Annotated in this window: 13 protein-coding genes and 1 tRNA gene; 8 read left to right on the top strand and 6 right to left on the bottom strand. The window is 68.0% G+C overall.

The genetic code is table 11. The annotated features are described in order from the left end of the window. Positions 1 to 84: 84 nt before the first annotated feature. Positions 85 to 1,371 carry an NAD(P)/FAD-dependent oxidoreductase gene (locus U0177_RS01560; RefSeq protein WP_409568821.1) on the bottom strand — a complete coding sequence of 429 codons (1,287 nt, stop codon included), beginning with the start codon at positions 1,369 to 1,371 and terminating at the stop codon, positions 85 to 87. 130 nt (positions 1,372 to 1,501) lie between these two features. Here U0177_RS01560 and U0177_RS01555 point away from each other — a divergent pair, with 130 nt between their 5' ends. The 3 genes from U0177_RS01555 to mscL all read left to right on the top strand — a co-directional run bounded on the left by U0177_RS01555 (position 1,502) and on the right by mscL (position 4,784). Next, the gene (locus tag U0177_RS01555) at positions 1,502 to 3,235 is read left to right on the top strand and encodes a universal stress protein (RefSeq protein WP_409568820.1); all 1,734 of its coding nucleotides are present in this window, start codon (positions 1,502 to 1,504) and stop codon (positions 3,233 to 3,235) included. Between the two features lie 49 nt (positions 3,236 to 3,284). After that, entirely contained in the window at positions 3,285 to 4,118 is an 834-nt protein-coding gene (locus U0177_RS01550) for a mechanosensitive ion channel family protein (protein WP_409568819.1), read from the top strand. Between the two features lie 249 nt (positions 4,119 to 4,367). Further along, positions 4,368 to 4,784: a large conductance mechanosensitive channel protein MscL gene (gene mscL, locus U0177_RS01545; RefSeq protein ID WP_409568818.1), complete on the top strand. Its 417-nt coding sequence runs from the start codon at positions 4,368 to 4,370 to the stop codon at positions 4,782 to 4,784. Positions 4,785 to 4,884: 100 nt separating this feature from the next. Here mscL and U0177_RS01540 read toward each other — a convergent pair whose 3' ends face one another. Together U0177_RS01540 and U0177_RS01535 are read right to left on the bottom strand one after the other, a co-directional pair. Further along, a complete protein-coding gene (locus tag U0177_RS01540) occupies positions 4,885 to 5,757 on the bottom strand; it encodes a fumarylacetoacetate hydrolase family protein (RefSeq protein WP_409568817.1) in 873 nt (290 codons plus the stop codon). A gap of 107 nt (positions 5,758 to 5,864) precedes the next feature. Beyond that, positions 5,865 to 6,800, bottom strand: a complete 936-nt coding sequence (locus U0177_RS01535; protein ID WP_409568816.1) for a patatin-like phospholipase family protein — start codon at positions 6,798 to 6,800, stop codon at positions 5,865 to 5,867. 186 nt (positions 6,801 to 6,986) lie between these two features. Between U0177_RS01535 and U0177_RS01530 the strand changes: the two genes are divergently transcribed. The 3 genes from U0177_RS01530 (at position 6,987) to U0177_RS01520 (ending at position 9,057) form a co-directional block, all read left to right on the top strand. Continuing rightward, a tRNA-Cys gene (locus U0177_RS01530) sits at positions 6,987 to 7,061 on the top strand. A gap of 356 nt (positions 7,062 to 7,417) precedes the next feature. Further along, complete coding sequence (locus tag U0177_RS01525; protein ID WP_409568815.1) at positions 7,418 to 7,843, top strand: hypothetical protein; 426 nt, start codon at positions 7,418 to 7,420, stop codon at positions 7,841 to 7,843. Positions 7,844 to 7,971: 128 nt separating this feature from the next. Further along, positions 7,972 to 9,057 carry a phosphotransferase gene (locus U0177_RS01520; RefSeq protein ID WP_409568814.1) on the top strand — a complete coding sequence of 362 codons (1,086 nt, stop codon included), beginning with the start codon at positions 7,972 to 7,974 and terminating at the stop codon, positions 9,055 to 9,057. A 213-nt stretch (positions 9,058 to 9,270) separates the two neighbouring features. Here the strand turns inward: U0177_RS01520 and U0177_RS01515 are convergent, their stop codons facing one another. Then, a complete protein-coding gene (locus U0177_RS01515) occupies positions 9,271 to 10,179 on the bottom strand; it encodes a GNAT family N-acetyltransferase (protein ID WP_409568813.1) in 909 nt (302 codons plus the stop codon). A gap of 186 nt (positions 10,180 to 10,365) precedes the next feature. Between U0177_RS01515 and U0177_RS01510 the strand changes: the two genes are divergently transcribed. Then, positions 10,366 to 11,187, top strand: coding sequence for an alpha/beta fold hydrolase (locus tag U0177_RS01510; RefSeq protein ID WP_409568812.1), 822 nt, complete (start codon positions 10,366 to 10,368; stop codon positions 11,185 to 11,187). A gap of 7 nt (positions 11,188 to 11,194) precedes the next feature. On the opposite strand, the gene U0177_RS01505 is transcribed toward U0177_RS01510, so the two are convergent. Together U0177_RS01505 and U0177_RS01500 are read right to left on the bottom strand one after the other, a co-directional pair. Next, positions 11,195 to 12,673: an aldehyde dehydrogenase family protein gene (locus U0177_RS01505; RefSeq protein WP_409568811.1), complete on the bottom strand. Its 1,479-nt coding sequence runs from the start codon at positions 12,671 to 12,673 to the stop codon at positions 11,195 to 11,197. Between the two features lie 49 nt (positions 12,674 to 12,722). Beyond that, on the bottom strand, positions 12,723 to 15,635 hold the full coding sequence (locus U0177_RS01500; RefSeq protein ID WP_409568810.1) for a metallophosphoesterase family protein: 2,913 nt from the start codon (positions 15,633 to 15,635) through the stop codon (positions 12,723 to 12,725). Positions 15,636 to 15,848: 213 nt separating this feature from the next. Here U0177_RS01500 and U0177_RS01495 point away from each other — a divergent pair, with 213 nt between their 5' ends. After that, a complete protein-coding gene (locus tag U0177_RS01495) occupies positions 15,849 to 16,247 on the top strand; it encodes a phasin family protein (RefSeq protein WP_409568809.1) in 399 nt (132 codons plus the stop codon). Positions 16,248 to 16,511: the final 264 nt, after the last annotated feature.

The following is a 16,511-nucleotide window of genomic DNA, read 5'->3' as shown; positions in this document are numbered from 1 at the left end:
GTGGGCTGATTCTACCCGCTGAGGCGGAAAAGCACCAGCTACTTCATCAGACGCGCAATCATTATACACGGTTGCGGTGGCTGGCTACGCCAGCCAGTCGAGCAGCCGGTACCACGCGCCGGCGAGCGGCAGCAGCCAGGGCCGCCGGCCGTACAGCCCCGGCGGCGCGCCGGGGAACGGCAGCCCGTCGAACGGGTTCTCGGATGGCGCGCCGGCCAGCTGCGCGCCCAGCTGCGCGCCCAGGTAGCTGGCCATCGCCACGCCGTGCCCGGCGTAGCCGATCGCGTAGTGCAGCCCGTCGTGCTGCCCGGCGTGCGGCATCAGGTCGAACGTGGCGTCGAGCGTTCCGCCCCAGGCATACTCGGCCGGCACGCCGCGCAGCTGCGGGAACACCTGCTCCATCTGGTGCCGCAGCACGGCGGCGCTCTCGCGCACCATGCGCGGGCTCTCGGGGAAGAAGCGCGCGCGCCCGCCGAACAGCATGCGCCGATCGGGCGTGAGCCGGTAGTAGCACAGCAGGCGCTTGCTGTCGAAGACCATGCGGTCGTGCGCGATCAGCTCGTGGGCGAGGCCCTCGGGCAGCGGCGCGGTGGCGATGATATACGAGCCGAGCGGCACGATCCGGCGCTGCAGGCGCGGGGCGAAGCCGCCGGTGTAGGCGCCGCCGGCCGCCAGCACGCGGTCGGCCTGCAGCTTGCCGCGCGCGCTGTATACGCGCCAGCCGCCGCCCTGGCGCGCCAGCCGCCGCACCTCGGCGCGCTCGAACAGCAGCGCGCCGGCGCGCGCGGCGGCGTGGCCCAGCCCGGCTACGTAGCGCGCCGGGTTCAGGCCGGCGCTTACCTCGTCGAGCAGGCCGCCGTGGTAGGCGCCCGAGCCGATCTCGGCGCGCAGCTCGGAGGGCGGCAGCAGCCGGGTGGCGTGGCCGAACTCGCGCGCCAGCAGCGTGGCCTCGCGCTCGAACATGCGGAAGTGCGCCGGCTTGCTGGCCACCAGCACATGCCCCGAGCGCCGGAAATCGCAGGCGATCGCTTCCTCGCGCACCACCTGCTCGACCCAATCGATCGACGCCAGCGAGGCCGCGAACATGCGCCGCGCCGCCGCCATGCCGTAGCGCGCGGCCAGGTCGTGGGCCTCGAGCTTGAGCCCGCTCAGCACCATGCCGCCGTTGCGCGAGCTGGCGCCCCAGCCGATCGTGCGGGCCTCGAGCACCGCCACGCGCGCGCCGCGCCGCGCCAGCTCGCGCGCGGCCGCCAGCCCGGTGTAGCCCGCGCCAATGATTGCTACATCCACGCGCGCGGGCAGCGCCTGGCCGGCCGGCTCGCGCGGAAACGACACCCCCTCGATCCATACCGGGTACTCTTTGAGCGTCATGGCTGCCTTTCTTGTGCGCGGCGTGCGCGCCGGCCGAACATCGGCGATCGGGATCCGCATGATTCTAGCATTAGAATATCATGGGCAATTCGGGTACAATAGGCGCTGCTATCCACCAGGGGGAGGGGACGTGTCTGAATCGCCTATGAACATGGCCTCGGCGGCCGAAGATTTTCGGCGGGCGCGGCGGCGCGCGGCTATGCGCGATCTGATCGCGCGGCTCACCGGCCGCTCCGACGAGCTGCTCTCGTACGAAGATGTGCGCCAGAAGCTGCGGGCGCAGCCGCTCAGCCGCCGCGAGCTTCACGATATCCCGCTCGACGCGATCGTCGGCAGCGTTGGGCGCTACACCGATTTCACGCGCGATTTTCTGCCGCGCCGCGATAGCGACGCCTTCCGCTGGGTCGGCGTGCGGCGCGCCGTCGAGGGCGAGGTCGGCGTGCCGCCGATCGAAGTCTACCAGCTTGGCCAGGCGTACTTCGTGCTCGACGGCAACCACCGCGTGTCGGTGGCGCGCGAGACGGGCGCCAGCCACATCCAGGCTTACGTCACCGAGGTGCGCGCGCGCGTGCCCTTCGCCCCAACCGACTCGCCCGACGACCTGATCATCAAGGCCGAGTACGCCGCGTTTCTCGACCAGACCGAGCTGGACGTGCGGCGGCCTGGCGCTGATCTGCTGGTGACGGCGCCCGGCCAGTACGACGAGCTGATGCGCCAGATCGCCGCGCACCGCGATTACCTGGCCGCGCAGCACGGTGCGGCCGCCGACCTGCCCAGTGCTGCGGCCGACTGGTACGATACACGCTACATGCCGATCGTGCGCGAGATCCGCGACCAGGGCACGCTGCACGAGTTTCCTGGCCGCACCGAGACCGACCTGTACCTGTGGATCGTTCAGCACCATGCGGCGCTCGAGCAGGCACTGGGCTGGCAGCTCGATCCCAAGGCCGCGCTGAGCGACCTCACCAGCCAGCACAGCCCGCGCCGCGCGGTGGCGCGCCTGGGCGGCCGGCTGCTCGACGCAGTGGTGCCCGACGCGCTCGAGAACGGGCCGCCGCCGGGCGCGTGGCGCCACGAGCGCCGTGTGAACAGCTATACCGAGCGGCTGGTCTCGGATCTGCTGGTGGCGATCAACGGCGAGGAGGCCGGCTGGTACGCGCTCGAGCAGGCGCTGGTGGTGGCGCGGCGCGAAGATGCCAGGCTGGCTGGCCTGCACGTCGTGCCAAATGCCGGCGCGCGCAAGAGCCCCGCCGCCGAGGCGGTTCGCGCCGAGTTCGAGCGGCGCTGCGCTGCGGCGGGCGTGCCCGGTAAGCTGGCGATCGACGTCGGCAATGTGACGCGCCAGGTGTGCGACCGCGCGCGCCTGACCGACCTGGTGGTGGTGAGCCTCTCGTACCCGCCCGGCACCGAGCCGCTGGCCCGGCTGCGCTCGGGGTTTCGCACGCTGCTGCAGCGCTGCCCGCGCCCCATCCTGGCGGTGCCCGGCCCGGCGCGCCCGCTCACCCGCGTGCTGCTGCCCTACGACGGTAGCCCCAAAGGCGAAGAAGCGCTGTTCGCGGCTACCTACCTGGCGCTCACCTGGAAGCTCGATCTGCTGGTGGTGACGGCGCTTGAAGAGCAGCACGCCACCTCGGCTACGCTCGAGCGGGCGCGCGCCTACCTCGAGCGCCACGGCGCGGCGGCGCGCTACCAGCTCGCCGGCGGCCCGGCCGCCGAGGCCATCCTTGCCGCCGCGCGCGCCGACGCCAGCGACCTGATTGTGATCGGCAGCTATGGCTTCAACCCGCTGCTCGAGATCATGCTCGGCAGCACCGTCGACCAGGTGCTGCGCGAAAGCGCCGTGCCCGTGCTGCTGTGCCGCTAGCGCGGCTCGGCGCGTGTGTTTTGTTGGCTCGCGCTTCCCGGTTCTTCCAATGATAGACCTGCTGAATCAATTTACGGCCGCGCTGCTGAGCTTCGTGGGCTACCTGCTGCTCGGGCTGCTGGGCATGCTGTTTTTCGCGCTGATCGGCCGCGCGCTGGCGTGGCTGATCTGGCGCGTCGCGCACTATCGCCGCCGGCTGCGGCGCGGCACGCTGAGCTACCAGCGCAGCGCCACCCTGCGCCAGCTCACCCAGTCGTTCATGAACGCGGTGGCGGTGGTGCTGGCGCTGATCTTCATGCTTGGCCTCGTCACCACCCCGAGCGCGCTCGCCACCGCGCTGGGGCTGTTCAGCGCCGGGCTGGGCTTCGCGGCGCGCCCGTTCATCAGCGATGTGATGAGCGGCATCCAGCTGCTGCTGCAAGACCAGTTTGCGATCGGCGAGAAGGTAGAGATCGGCGACCGCAATGTGATCGGCGTGGTCGAGCAGGTGTCGCTTACGCGCACGCTGCTGCGCGGCGAGGGCGGCGAGCTGTGGATTGTGCCGAATGGCGATGTTCGCACCATCCGCAACTTCGCGCGCGGCAGCTTTTCGGCGGCGCACATCCACCTGACGATCCCCACCGCCCGGCTGGACGAAGGGCTGGCGATCTTGCAGTCGGTGATCGCCGACCCTGGCCCCGATGTGCTCGAGGCGCCTGAGGTGATCAGCGAGGCCGGCCAGATCGGCGCCACCACCGAGCTGATGCTCAAGGTCAAGGCGCGCCACGGCACGGCCCCGCAGGTACGCCGCCGCCTGCTGGCGCGCCTGCACGAGGCGCTGGCCGAGCACCAGATCATCACCCGCACGGCCGATGGCGAGCTGCCCGGCGATGTGACCAAATAGCCCGGCCTGCGTCTCTGTTGCTTGCACAAGGCAGCGTTGCCTGTTCATACCAACTCCGTTTGATTACTTGTGTTTTCTTATGCGGCGCCCGGCTTTGCCGGGCGCCGCATAAGAAAAAGAAATTTCGGGGCGGCGAAGCCGCCCCCGAACCCCCACCATAATCCAAGCGATCAGCCGGATTTGGTTTCAGTGGCGCGAGCCGCGCCACTCACGATGACCATGTCTGTCGTAGTTGGAACAGGAGGCAGTATGCTCAAGGAGTTTCGCGAGTTCATCGAGCGGGGCAATGTGATCGACCTGGCGGTGGCAGTGATTATTGGGGCGGCGTTTGGCAGCATCATCGATTCGCTGGTGGCCGATATCATCAACCCGATCATCGGCGTTCTCTTCGGCAAGCCGGATTTCTCGAGCGTGTATATCAACCTTTCGGGCCAGGCGTTTCCGAGCTATGCCGCCGCCAAAGAGGCCGGCGCGCAGGTGATCGGCGTTGGCGCATTCCTCACGGCGCTGATCAATTTTCTGATCATTGCCTTCGCGCTGTTTCTGATTGTGCGCTCGGCCAACCGGCTGCGGCACGAGCCTGCCGCCGCGCCGGCGGCTCCCACGCCTACCAACGAGGAAGTGCTGCTGGCCGAGATCCGCGACGCGATCCGCGCCCAGCGCTAGCTGCTGCTGGCCGAAAACGGCGAGCACGAGGGAGTTGCCCCTCGCGCTCGCCGTTTTATACGCTACCACGCTTGCTCGGGCAGCGCCGGCCAGGCCGATGCTACTCGGCGGCGACGACGCGGTTGCGCAGCACGCCAATGCCGTCGATCTCAGCTTCCATCACGTCGCCGGCCCGCAGGTAGCTGGGCGGGCTCATGCCCATACCCACGCCGCTGGGCGTGCCGGTCGATATGATCGTGCCGGGCTCGAGCGTCTGGCCGAGCGACAGAACCTCGATCGTGGTGGGGATGTCGAAGATCAAATCGCCCACGCTTGAGTCCTGGCGGGTGGCGCCGTTGAGCCGCAGCCGTAGCCCGAGCGCCGCTGGGTCGGCGATCTCGTCGGCGGTGACGATCCACGGCCCGATCGGGCAGCTGCGGTCGAGGCTCTTGCCCTTGTAGAACTGCTGGTGGCGGTTCTGCAGATCGCGCGCCGAAATATCATTGACGATCGTGTAGCCGAAGACATGCGCCATCGCTTGGCCGCGCGCGATGTTCTTGCCGCCCTGCCCGATAATAAACGCCAGCTCCACCTCGTAGTCGAGCGCCTCGGTCACGCGCGGATCGAGCGGGATGTCGTCGCCGTCGGCGCAGATGCTGGTGGCGGCTTTGCTGAAGAACACTGGGTGTGGCGGCAGGCTGGGCTCGAGCCCTTTGGCGCGCATCGACTCGTAGGCGTGCTCGACATAATTCATGCCCAGGCAGATCACATTCTGGCGCGGGCGCGGGATGGGCGCGAGCAGCCGCACCTGGCCGAGCGGCACGGTGCTCGCGGCGCGCTCGAGTGTGGCGCGGGCCTCGCTCAGCAGGGCCGCGCCGCCGTCGATCAGCGCGAGCATGCTGGGCGCCACTGTGTCGAGCGGCACAATCGTAGAGCCGTCGCGTAGCGCGCCAATATGGTCGCCACGCTCGTCGTGGTAGGTAACCAGACGCATTGCGAGTTCCTCCATAGCCGGGTGAAATTGGTTTCGGGTAGCGCCGATAGTACCACCGATCGGCGAATAGTGCGAGTAGCGGCAAGGCGCGCCAGGTGGGGCGGGTGCTAGCTCGGCGGTGGCGCCGGCATTGGCGGCGGGGCGCTGGGGCGTGGGCGGGCGACGCGCAGCGCCTCGCGCAGTGTTCCGGCCAGGCGTGCCAGCGACGCCGGGCGCGCGCTCGGCAAGCTGTCGAGGTACTCGAGCGCGATCCGCTCGCCGGCCGCCACCAGGTCGGCGCTACGGCTGAAATCGTTGTACGCCAGGTTTTGCCCGCTGGTGAGCCGGATATCGTGGATGGTGATGCCGCGCGCGTGCGCCAGCGCCACGGTGCGGCGCTCCTGCTCGTGCTGGCGGTTGAGCATGGCGTTCAGCGAGGAAGTGAGCGTGGTGATCAGGCCGGGCTGTGCGTCCGCGCCTATGTCGTCGACGATCTCGAGCGTGTAGATCGTGCGCGCGCCGCGGGCAATTGCCTGCGACAGCGGCAGGTTGGCCACCAGCGCGCCGTCGAGAAACAGCTCGCCGCCGTAGGCGTAGGGCGCGAAGAACGGCGGGATGGCGGTGCTGGCCAGCAGCGCGTCGAGCAGGCGCTCGGCCGGGTCGGCGCCGAACAGGTGTAGCCGGCCGCTGCCGAGCGATGTAGCCGTGACGATGCAGGGCACGCCCAGATCCTTGAAGCGGCGCACATTCGGCGGCAGTGTCCCCAGCACGAAGCGCGTGAAGTTTTCGCGGCCGTGGAAGCTGCCGCGCCCGGTCAGGACGCGCCAGCCAACCGTCAGGCTGTTGCCGGGGAAGATATGCGCGCGCCGGATCTGCGCCCAGCCTTCGGCCTGGCGGCGCGCGCCGGCGGCGGTCGGGTCGGCGGCCAGCGCCACGCCGTTGAGCGCCCCCACCGACGTGCCGACGATCAGGTTGGGCGCGATGCCGCGCTCGAGCAGCGCCTTCAGCGCCCCGGCCTGGAGCGCGCCACGATTCCCGCCACCGCTGAGTACAAACGCAATCATACTGTGCTCCTCTCGCGCCACGCCGTTGTGAAAGGGACACAAAGCCCCACATCGATGCGATGTGGGGTTAGCACAATGCCGGCCACGACCCAGGCTTGCGATTTCGGTAGCGCAAATGATACCATAGGCTCAGGCGGAGATCAACCGCTTTGACAGCCTCACGTGAGTATGCTAGAATCGCGTCACGGCGACGTAGCCAAGTGGTAAGGCAGAGGTCTGCAAAACCTCCATTCACCGGTTCGAATCCGGTCGTCGCCTCCAAGCAGAAGCTCTTGCCCCCAGTAATGGGGCAGGGGCTTTTTTGCATATCGCCGAGTGCCGCGATAAAGAAACCGTTATTTGCTCTCGTTCGTATACTATGGGTAGGGCATGCAGATCGAGGCATAGATATTGCCCTGATCGCGCAAACGGATCGAGGCGGAATTGTAACAACATTCTTATTTTATTTTGCGGCTGTTTGTCTATAATACTCATGGCAATCATACCGGCCGGCTGCTGTTCCTCCCGTCCGTTTCGCCGCAGCCAGCCATGTGGCGTGCTCCCAGGCGCCGATCACCACCAGGCCCGCGTGATTGGCCGCGCCACCTGGCAAGCCGTGGTAGAAAGGAAAACGGACCGTGATCGATATTCAATCGCTCGATGTTGCCCAGCTGGAGCAGCTGCGCGATGCGATCAACCGCCGTCTGCTGCTCATCCGCCGCACCGAAGGCCTCAGCCTTCCCGAGCTGCTCGAGCTGCTCGAGCAGGTGAAGAACACACTGCAGGACCAGGGCAAAGAATGGTACTCGCTCGAGCGCTGGCAGTGGATGGAGGGCGGCATCAAGTTCTGGCTGAACCCGAGCGACCAGGACATGTACCGGCCCGGCTGGTATACGATCGACGACCTGATCGCCTGGGCGCACGACGCCGGCCCAGTGATGATCGAAGATCTTTCCGACGAAGGCCCCGACCCGTTTGCGCTGCCCCCCGCCGATCGCAATGTAGCGATCCGCTGGCTGCCCAGCGCCGACGATCGCGAGCCGCGCCGGCTGGCCTCGTTCTAGCTCCGCTGCGCCAGGCTGCGCTGCCGATAGGTTGCAACCCCTCGCATATACGCGCCACCCGGCGCGCATGTGCGGGGGGTTGCGTGTTTGTTGCCAAAGTGTAATTAATCAAGCGAGTTTGGTATCATATGATACCAAATCCGGCTGATCGCTTGGATTATGGTGGGTGTTCGGGGCGGCGAAGCCGCCCGAAATTCTTTCTTGTGCGGCGCCCGGCTTTGCCGGCGCCGCACAAGAAAACACAAGTAATCAAACGGAGTTGGTATGAAGCGCGACGATACGGGCTACGATGGCGCGGCGCTCGAGCGGCTGGGCGCGCTGGTGGGCGCACCGGTGGCGGCGGCCGAGCGCTGCGGCTGGGGCTTCGAGAACGAGACGCTGCTGGCGACGCTGGCCGACGGCCGGCGCCTGATCGTCAAGCTGCTCGCGAGCCGCGACGCGCTGCCGCCGCCCTGCGGCTGGCCGGCGATCTGCCGCCGCGCCTTGCCGCCGCAGGCATTCGCGCGCCGCACCAGCTTGCCGCCGACGCCGCAGCCGACCCGCCGTATGCCGTGCTCGAGCATATACCCGGCGAGCCTGCCGCTGGCTTCATGGGCCGGCCCGGCGGCGCCGCGGCTGTCGCCCGCGCCATGGGCGCGCTGCTGCCGCAGCTGGCGCGCGTTCCGCTGGCGGGCGCCGATCTGGACGCCACCTGGGCGCGCCCGGCGGATCTGGCGCGCCAGGCGGCCGGGCAGCTCGGCCGCTGCCACGCGCTGCTTGGGGGCGCGGCGGCGGCTCAGGTGCACGCGCTGATCGGCGCGCTGCCGGCCGCCTTTGCCGGACGCCCGGCGGTGTTCGCGCACGGCGATTTCTGCCCGGTGAACGCGCTGATTGCCCTCGAGGCGCCGCCGCGCCCGGCGCTGGTGGTGGCCGGGCTGGTGGATCTGGAGTGGGCGCGCCTGGCCGATCCGCTGTTCGACGCGGCCTGGTGGGGCTGGGTGGTGCGCTACCATCACGCCGAGCGCTGGGATACCGCGTGGCCGGCGCTGCTGGCCGCCGCCGGCATCGAGCGCGGCGCCGTAACCGAGGCGCGCGTCGGCATGCTCCAGGTGCTGCGCTGCCTCGAGCTGCTCGACGAGCACACTCGCCGGCAGGGCGGCGCCGCCGCACCTGTATGGGCCGAGCGCCTGCGCGCCACGCTGGCCTGGGGCGCGTGGCCAGGTGCTGGGATTTAGAAGTTGTTTGAAAAGGGTGGTTTGGAGGGACGAAGTCCCTCCAAGTATCCACTTCTGGCGGGTGGCGGCCACGAATGTGGCCGCCACCCGCCAGGAAGGGAAGTGCGAGGGGCATAGCCCCTCGCGCACCCCCTTCTCAAACCGGCTCTTAGGCGCTCACAGCCAAAAAACACGCCTGGCGCGGTGCCGAATCGTTCTCCGCTGCCGGCCAGGCTAGTCGCGCAGGTAGCGCGCGCGGCGGCCGATCGGCGCGAAGCCGAGCCGGGAGTACACGCGCGCCGCGCCGGGGTTGTTCACATTCACGTCGAGCAGCACCGAATCCCAGCCGGCGGCCCTGGCGCGCCGCAGCAGCTCGGCGGCGAGCGCGGCGGCTACGCCACGGCCGCGCCACTCGGGGCGCACGCCCACCTGCACCAGCCAGCCGGTGCCGGCCACCACGAAACCCACCGGCGTATCGCCGTCGAGCGCGAGCAGCGAGAGCTTAGGCGCGAAGTCGTCGTCGCCGGTAGCCCACTCGATCCACTGCTCGGCGCTCCAGCCAGGGAAGCTCGGGCGGGTGCGGAAGGCAGCGTCGTAGGCAGCGAAGAACTGCCCGGCCAGCTCGGGTGACCACTCGCGCAGCGCCAGGCCGCCCGGCAGCGGCGCGGCGGGGATGGGCGCCGCCAGGTCGAAGCGCATCACGTCTTCGGCGAACTGCTGGCTGAAGCCAAAGCGCGTGTACAGCCGATCGGCCGCAGGGGTGAGGCCCTCGGTGGCGATGCGCAGCGCGTGCGATTGATCGGCGGGGGCATGCGCCACCAGCGCCTCGGCACGCGCCACGCTCCATTCCATCAGAAACCGCCCGATGCCGCGCCCGCGCACGCTGGGGTGCACGAGGCCGGCGATAGCCACGCCCGGCTCGTCGCGATGCGCGGCGGCGAACGCCAGCAGCTGGCCGCCTGGGCCGAGCGCCGCGATGCTGGGCGCGCCGCTCAGATACCCGGCGGCGGGCAGTGCGCGGAAGCCGCCGTCGGCCGCCAGGCAGGCCGCGCCAAGCTCTGCGAGCGCCTCGGCGTCGGAGGGCGCCAGGGCGCCCCAGGCCAGGCCGGGCAGCGCCGGCGGAGTGATAGCGGAGAAAGGCATAGATGCTCCTGTCGTCGTGCGTGTGGCTGGCGTAGCGCCGCTGCAGCAGCGTGGTTGGGCGTAGCGCCAGCTATGAACCCGCGCAGTATAGCAGCCGGAGCAGGCCCGATCATCGGGCGCGCGCCCGAGCTTGACCCCGGCACATGGCGTACAATAGCGAAAGCGAGAGCAGTGGAAGGCGGGGCCATGGATGATGTGGGAGTGCCGGCGAGCGAGCATGTGGTCGAGCGCGCGGGCTGCCGGCTGCACTACTGGCTGGCGGGGCCGGAGGCGGCGCCGCTGGTGGTGCTGACGCATGGGATGGCGCTGGATCACCGGATGTTCGCCGACCAGCTGCCGGCGCTGGCCGGCGGGTACCGGGTGCTGACGTGGGACATGCGCGGGCATGGGCTTTCGCAGCCGGCGGGGGCGCCCTTCACAATCGCGCGCGCCGTCGACGACCTGCTGGCGATTGTGTTCCACGCCGGCCGCCAGCGCGCGGTGTTCGTCGGCCACTCGCTGGGCGGCATTGTTGCGCAGGAGCTGGCGTTTCGCTTTCCGGCGCGCGTGGTGGGGCTGGCGGCGTTCGGCTGCTCGTGCGCGACGCTGCCGGTGGCGCGGCCGCTGGCGCTGGCGCTCGGGCTGGCGCCGCTAAGCTTGGCGCTGCTCGGCCGCCTGCCGTACTGGCCGGTGCAGCGGCTGGGCATCGCGCGGATGGCCGAGCGGCGCGAGGTGCGCGCGCTGGCCGCCGACATGGCCGGCCGGCTGGCGCGGGCGACATTTCTTGAGGTCGTCGCGGCGCTGGCGAGCAGCCGCCACGGCGAGCGCGGCTACCGGGTGGCGCAGCCGCTGCTGCTGCTGTACGGCGAGCGCGACCGCTACGGCAACCCGCGCCGGGCCATGCGCGCCTGGGCCGCGCGCGACCAGCACGCGCGCGTGGTGGGCCTGCCGGCGGCCGGGCACAACGCCAATCAGGATAACCCGGCCGCGTTCAATCGCGCGCTGCTGGCATTTCTGGCGAGCCTGTGACGCGTGCCTACTCGGCCGCGCCTGTGCGGCCGTAGGGGTACCACCACGGCTTGCGCTCCTGGCTGAAATCCCAGTGCACGTGCTTGGTTTCAAGAAAGGCCTCGAGGCCCTCCTCGCCCAGCTCGCGCGAGCCGCCCGAGAACTTCATGCCGCCGAATGGCCCGGCGTCGTTGTCGGTGAGCGGGTCGTTCACCCAGCACGTTCCGGCCTTCACCTCCTCGTAGTACTGCTTGACCTTTTTCGGGTCGCTGGTGTACAGGTTCGCGCCCAGGCCATAGTCGCAATCGTTGGCCAGCGCGATCGCCTCGTCGAAATCGCGGTAGGCCATGATCGGGATGGTGGGGCCAAATGTCTCTTCGTGCATGATCCGGTGCGAGTGGTCGACGCCCGTCAGCACGGTTGGCTCGTAGAAGAAGCCGCGCGCGAGCTGCGGCGGGCGGCGGCCGCCGGCAAGAATGCGCGCGCCGCGCTGGCGAGCCTCGTCGACATGCTCCTCGACCTTGCGGCGGTAGCGCTCGCCGATCAGCGGGCCGATATCGGTGGCTGGGTCGCTGCCGGGGCCGAGCCGCAGCGTTTTGACATAATCGACCAACCGCTCGGTGAAGGGCTGCGCAATGCTGGCGTGCACATACACGCGCTCGGTGCTGGTGCATACCTGGCCGGCGTTGAGCAGCGCGGCCCATGCCACGCCCGGCACCGCCACGTCGAGGTCGGCGTCCTCGGCCACGATAAACGCATCTTTGCCGCCCAGCTCGAGGTGGGTGCGCTTGACGCGCTCGGCCGCCAGGCGCGCGATCTCGCGGCCGGTGGCGAACGAGCCGGTGAACGCGATCATGTGGGTATCGCGGCTCACCACCAGCTCGCGCCCAACCGTCGCGCCGTAGCCGCTGACGATGTTCACCACGCCGGGCGGCAGGTGGTCGAAGATCTCGGCGAACAGCAGCGTGCTGAGCGGCGTCATCTCGCTGGGCTTGATGATCACGGTGTTGCCGGCGGCCAGCGCGGGCGCGACCTTCCAGCTCATCAGCAGGATGGGGTAGTTCCACGGCACAATCGCCGCCACCACGCCGTAGGGCTCTTTCAGCACCAGCGCCAGCTGCGAAGGCTCGACCGACGGGATGACGCGGCCGCGGGCGTTGCGCTGCAGCTCGGCGTAGTAGTCGAAGCACGCCGCGCTCCAGCCCATCTCGTCGCGGTTCTCGACCAGCGGCTTGCCGCCTTCGCGCGTCAGCAGCGCCGCCAGCTCGTCGGTGCGCGCGCGGATCTTACGCGCGACCTCGTGCAGCAGCTCGGCGCGCTCGTGGGCGGTGGCGTGGCGCCAGCTGCGGAAGGCGGCATTGGCGGCGGCAATAGCGCGGCGCGCGTCGTCTTCGCTAGCCATCGGCGCGCGGTCGACCAGCTCTTCGGTGGCTGGGTCGTACACCTCGAAGTACTCGCCGGTAACGCTTGGCACGCGCTCGCCGCCGATCAGCATTGGTTGGGGCATGATGGTCGTTTCCTTGTGTGTATTAAGAAGTCCGCGATCTTCGCGTTTGCTACACCACGAATTTGCGCTCGAGATCGGCGAACGTCAGCCGGCTTGATTGGGGCAGCCAATCCCAGCTGGGCAGATCTTCTTCGCAGTGGTGCCAGGCCTGCTGAATGCCGCTGGCGATCTGCTGCAGCGCCACAGCCGGCTCGAGTGGTTCGATCCCATATTCCTTGCAGGTCTCGAGGCAGCCAGAAACCTGCTTCCAGGCATCGTTTGAAGAAATACGCCCGCTATAGTCGAGCTGGCGTGCAAGCTGGGCAGCGGCGCCGCAGGACGCGATGGCCTGCTGATCGCGCTGGCTCGAATCGATAAATACGCGGTGAAAGGCGATCGTCAGGCCATTAAGCGCCATCACGGCCATGTTCAGCTTCAGGTTACGCTCGATATCGTCGGCGAGCGCAACGCCCGAGAGCCAGACATCGAGGTAGGCGCGGCCGATCAGGCCTTCGGCGGTGGCCCACTCGTTGTAGCATGCGCGGTCGTAGGGGTACGGCGTGCGCTCGGGGTCGCGAAACAGCCGCACCGAGTGCTCGGGCGATTTATCGCGCCGGTAGAGCTTGGAAAGATCGACAAGAAACGCCAGGTTGCCTGGCCAGCGCCTGAGCAGCCCGCGCGCCGCGTGGATCCCGGCCGGGGCGTTGCCGCCCTTACGCAGCGCCTCGGGCAGCTGGCGAAAGCCCTCGACATACTCGCGCGGCGCGTTATCGAGCGAAAGCTGCTCGGCGGCGCACACAAGCTCGGCGTACAGGTCGTCGAATGTATCCTTGCCCAGCTCGCTGAGCATGTCTTCGGCCAGAATCTCGACGGCGGCTTTGGCGATCGAGCGGTGGCGCGTGAGCGTCAGCCGGCTGGCGCTCATAAACGCCTCGGCGCCGAGCGGCTTGATCACCTGGGCCTGCAGCTCGCCGGTGGTGCAGTGCAGCGCTTCGGCCAGCACCGGCTTCGAAAGGATCAGCTGATTTTCGGCGTGCATTGCCGCGATATACGCGAACGCATCCATGAGGTTGCCGTTCGGCTTAGGCGGCGCGGGCCGCTCGTGAAGCTTCCACAGCAGCTGCTCAACGTGCATTTTCAAGTTTTCGCCAAAGCGCACGCGCAGCAGCGCGCCGAGGAATGCGCCAATCGTGGCATTGGATTCGGAGTGTGCCTCTTTCACAAATTGCCTGGTAGCCTGGGCAATATCGAATTGCTCGGCGTATAGATCGCGCAGGCCTTCAGGGCCGAGCCGCTGCCACGCCCACACAATGGCTTGGGCGTCGTCGGGCACCAGGCCTTTGAGCGTAAAGAGCGCTGCCGGCACGTCGCGATAACGCTCCAGCAGGTCGCGGCCTTTTACTGCAAGCCAGTCGGTATCGCGGCAGCACAGCAAGAAATGGAAGTTGCGGCGGTTGGCCGAGCGCAGCCATTGGGCGTTTTCAAACACGCTACGCACGAGCGACTCGGCGTCGTCGGACACAATCAGGTAGCAGCGCGAGCCGGGCAGGCTCATCAGGAAGCTTTTCAGCAGCGGCTGCTCGCTGTCGCTGTGCCAGATCACCGTCCAGCGATCGCCGTCGCGCGCTAGGTCGCACACCACCTGGCGCAGCACTGTGGATTTGCCCTCGCCGATCGCGCCGGTGAGCATGGTGATGTCGACGCTGGCGCGCTGGCGTGCTTCTTCCAGCGCGCGTTTGAGATCGCGCGCCAGCGCGCGCTGCGGCACATACGGCGCCGATGGCGCGCCGTCCTGGCTGGCGGTATGTGCCAGCAGAATGCGCCAATCTGGCTGCCCGCCGTCGAAATAGTGCAGCACATCTTTGACGATCTGCTCGTCGGCCGAGTCGGTCTGGTGCTGTGCCAGGAAGGTTGTATTGATCAGCTCCCAGCCATCGGAGCGCGGCGTCGGATCTTTGCTGCTGGCCTGCTGGCCGAGCGAGAACTGCCAGCGCTCGCTATCGCTGTCGTAGTAGCGTTCGGGCAGCAGCGCGGTGCCGTGCTCGTGGCCGCGCTCGCGCAGCCAGTCGCGCCGAGCGGGTTGCCAGCGCAGCGGCTCGGCCGAAAGCTGGCGTTCGGGCAATGCCAGCTCGTACCACGAGCAGCCGCCGACCCAATGCTCGTTCTCGTGGGCGGCGAAGGCCGCGCCGGCCCGTAGCGAGAGAAAATCGTACCCCGCGCCTTCTTCCTGGCCAAGCACAGTGTTGTGGGTGTGGCCGTGCAGGTAGATCACGTGGTGGCGGCCAAACAGCGCGTAAAACTCGCTGACATCGCCATCGGTAAACCAGTCGATCGGGTGGTGACCAAGCACGATCAGCGTGTCGCACTCGCGCAGATCTTTGCGCTCGAGCGCCTGTTTCGCAATGCTCAGGCCCGGCGAAAGCTGGTGGCGATCGTGCTTATCGCCCGACAGCCAGGCGGTATTGAGGCACAGGATGCCGATCTGGCGATTGTGCAGGGTAACTACTTGCGCCTGATAGCCATGTTCTGCCAGCAGCCACTGATTGTGGTTGGGCTGCTCGGCCTCGGCGAAGGCCCGAAATCGCGGCAGCAGGTTATCGTGGCGCTCGGCTAGGCCGTTTGCGTCGGGGTTCAGGAGGTTTGGCACCAGCTCGAGAATGCGGTCGCGCATGCGCATCATGAGCGTGGCCCGCGTGCGATCGACGTCGTGGTTGCCCGGCACTACGAACGTGTGCTGCCAGATCTGCTCGCCAAGCTCGAAGGCGAGCGGGTACAGAAACTCTTCAGTAAACGTCGTATACTGCTCGGGCTGCGCGCTGTAGGCAATATCGCCGGTGATGCACACCAGGTCGGGCGGGGCGCCGGCATCTTTTCGCGCGCGCACCAGGTCGATAATCGGCTTGAACAACACCCGGTTGTTGTCGGGCTCTTTGCCTACCTGGAAGTCGGAAAGGTGCAGGATGCGAATAGGCTGCGGTGGCATACACTTCCTCCTGGGCGAGCGCAAATGCCGGGGAATGGCGAGTTGTTAGGTTGATGATTGTCAGTATAATCATATGCGCGCCGCACGGCAAGTTTGCCGGCGGGGGTGGCTTGACATCCATGACGCGGTGTGTTATACTGCGACTATAACGCAATGCGTTATAGCGATGAATAACCGGGTAGTGACATAGAGCATGTGCTCAGGAGGAAAGTCATGACCGAGGAAGTCGAAGTCAAAGTACACGACGTGGTCGAGAATGGCAAAGACGCGAGCAGCACGTTCGTCGAGGGGCTGCGCAAGCTGCTGCTGGCGGGCATTGGCGCGGTGGCGCTGAGCCGCGACGAGACCGAGTCGTTCGTCAACAAGCTGGTCGAGCGCGGCGAGCTGGCGCAGAAGGATGCCGAGAAGCTGCTGCGCGAAGTGCAGAGCCGGCTGCGCAAGAACACCAACGGCGTCGAGCAGCAGGCCGAGAAGGTCGGCACGCGCGTCGAGCAGGGCATGGAAGATTTCCTGAACCGGCTGAACATCCCCTCGAAGCGCGATATCGACGAGCTGAGCGCCAAGATCGCCCAGCTGGCGGTGCGGATCGAGGAGCTGCGCAAGCAGAAGTAGCGCCGGCCTCGAGCAAGCCTGCGGCGCGCCGGTATGCCGGCGCGCCGCAGGCTTTTGCGGTTGCAGCGGTGGTTGCCAGGGCTGGTACAACGTCGGCCCTCACTCCTTTTACCCCTCTCTCCCGCGTGGGAGAGGGAGTTGCAGGCGGTCGCGGCGCGACCGCACCACACAGCCAGATGCTCCTCCCCTGACAGGGGAGGGGGAAGGGGAGGGTCGACAGACGTTGCACGAGCCCTGCGGCGGTTGCAGCGGTGGTTGCAGCGG

Source organism: Kouleothrix sp. (assembly GCF_046328425.1).
GTDB lineage: Bacteria > Chloroflexota > Chloroflexia > Chloroflexales > Roseiflexaceae > Kouleothrix.
The sequence above is the reverse complement of the archived record's forward strand: the minus strand, read 5'-3'. Positions and strand labels throughout refer to the sequence as shown.

What these genes read in the sequence shown, in the direction of transcription:
- U0177_RS01560 (WP_409568821.1), bottom strand. Translation starts at nt 1,371, where the DNA reads ATGACGCTCAAAGAGTACCCGGTATGGATCGAGGGGGTGTCGTTTCCG.
- U0177_RS01550 (WP_409568819.1), top strand. Translation starts at nt 3,285, where the DNA reads ATGATAGACCTGCTGAATCAATTTACGGCCGCGCTGCTGAGCTTCGTG.
- mscL (WP_409568818.1), top strand. Translation starts at nt 4,368, where the DNA reads ATGCTCAAGGAGTTTCGCGAGTTCATCGAGCGGGGCAATGTGATCGAC.
- U0177_RS01540 (WP_409568817.1), bottom strand. Translation starts at nt 5,757, where the DNA reads ATGCGTCTGGTTACCTACCACGACGAGCGTGGCGACCATATTGGCGCG.
- U0177_RS01535 (WP_409568816.1), bottom strand. Translation starts at nt 6,800, where the DNA reads ATGATTGCGTTTGTACTCAGCGGTGGCGGGAATCGTGGCGCGCTCCAG.
- U0177_RS01520 (WP_409568814.1), top strand. Translation starts at nt 7,972, where the DNA reads ATGATACCAAATCCGGCTGATCGCTTGGATTATGGTGGGTGTTCGGGG.
- U0177_RS01515 (WP_409568813.1), bottom strand. Translation starts at nt 10,179, where the DNA reads ATGCCTTTCTCCGCTATCACTCCGCCGGCGCTGCCCGGCCTGGCCTGG.
- U0177_RS01510 (WP_409568812.1), top strand. Translation starts at nt 10,366, where the DNA reads ATGGATGATGTGGGAGTGCCGGCGAGCGAGCATGTGGTCGAGCGCGCG.
- U0177_RS01505 (WP_409568811.1), bottom strand. Translation starts at nt 12,673, where the DNA reads ATGCCCCAACCAATGCTGATCGGCGGCGAGCGCGTGCCAAGCGTTACC.
- U0177_RS01500 (WP_409568810.1), bottom strand. Translation starts at nt 15,635, where the DNA reads ATGCCACCGCAGCCTATTCGCATCCTGCACCTTTCCGACTTCCAGGTA.
- U0177_RS01495 (WP_409568809.1), top strand. Translation starts at nt 15,849, where the DNA reads ATGACCGAGGAAGTCGAAGTCAAAGTACACGACGTGGTCGAGAATGGC.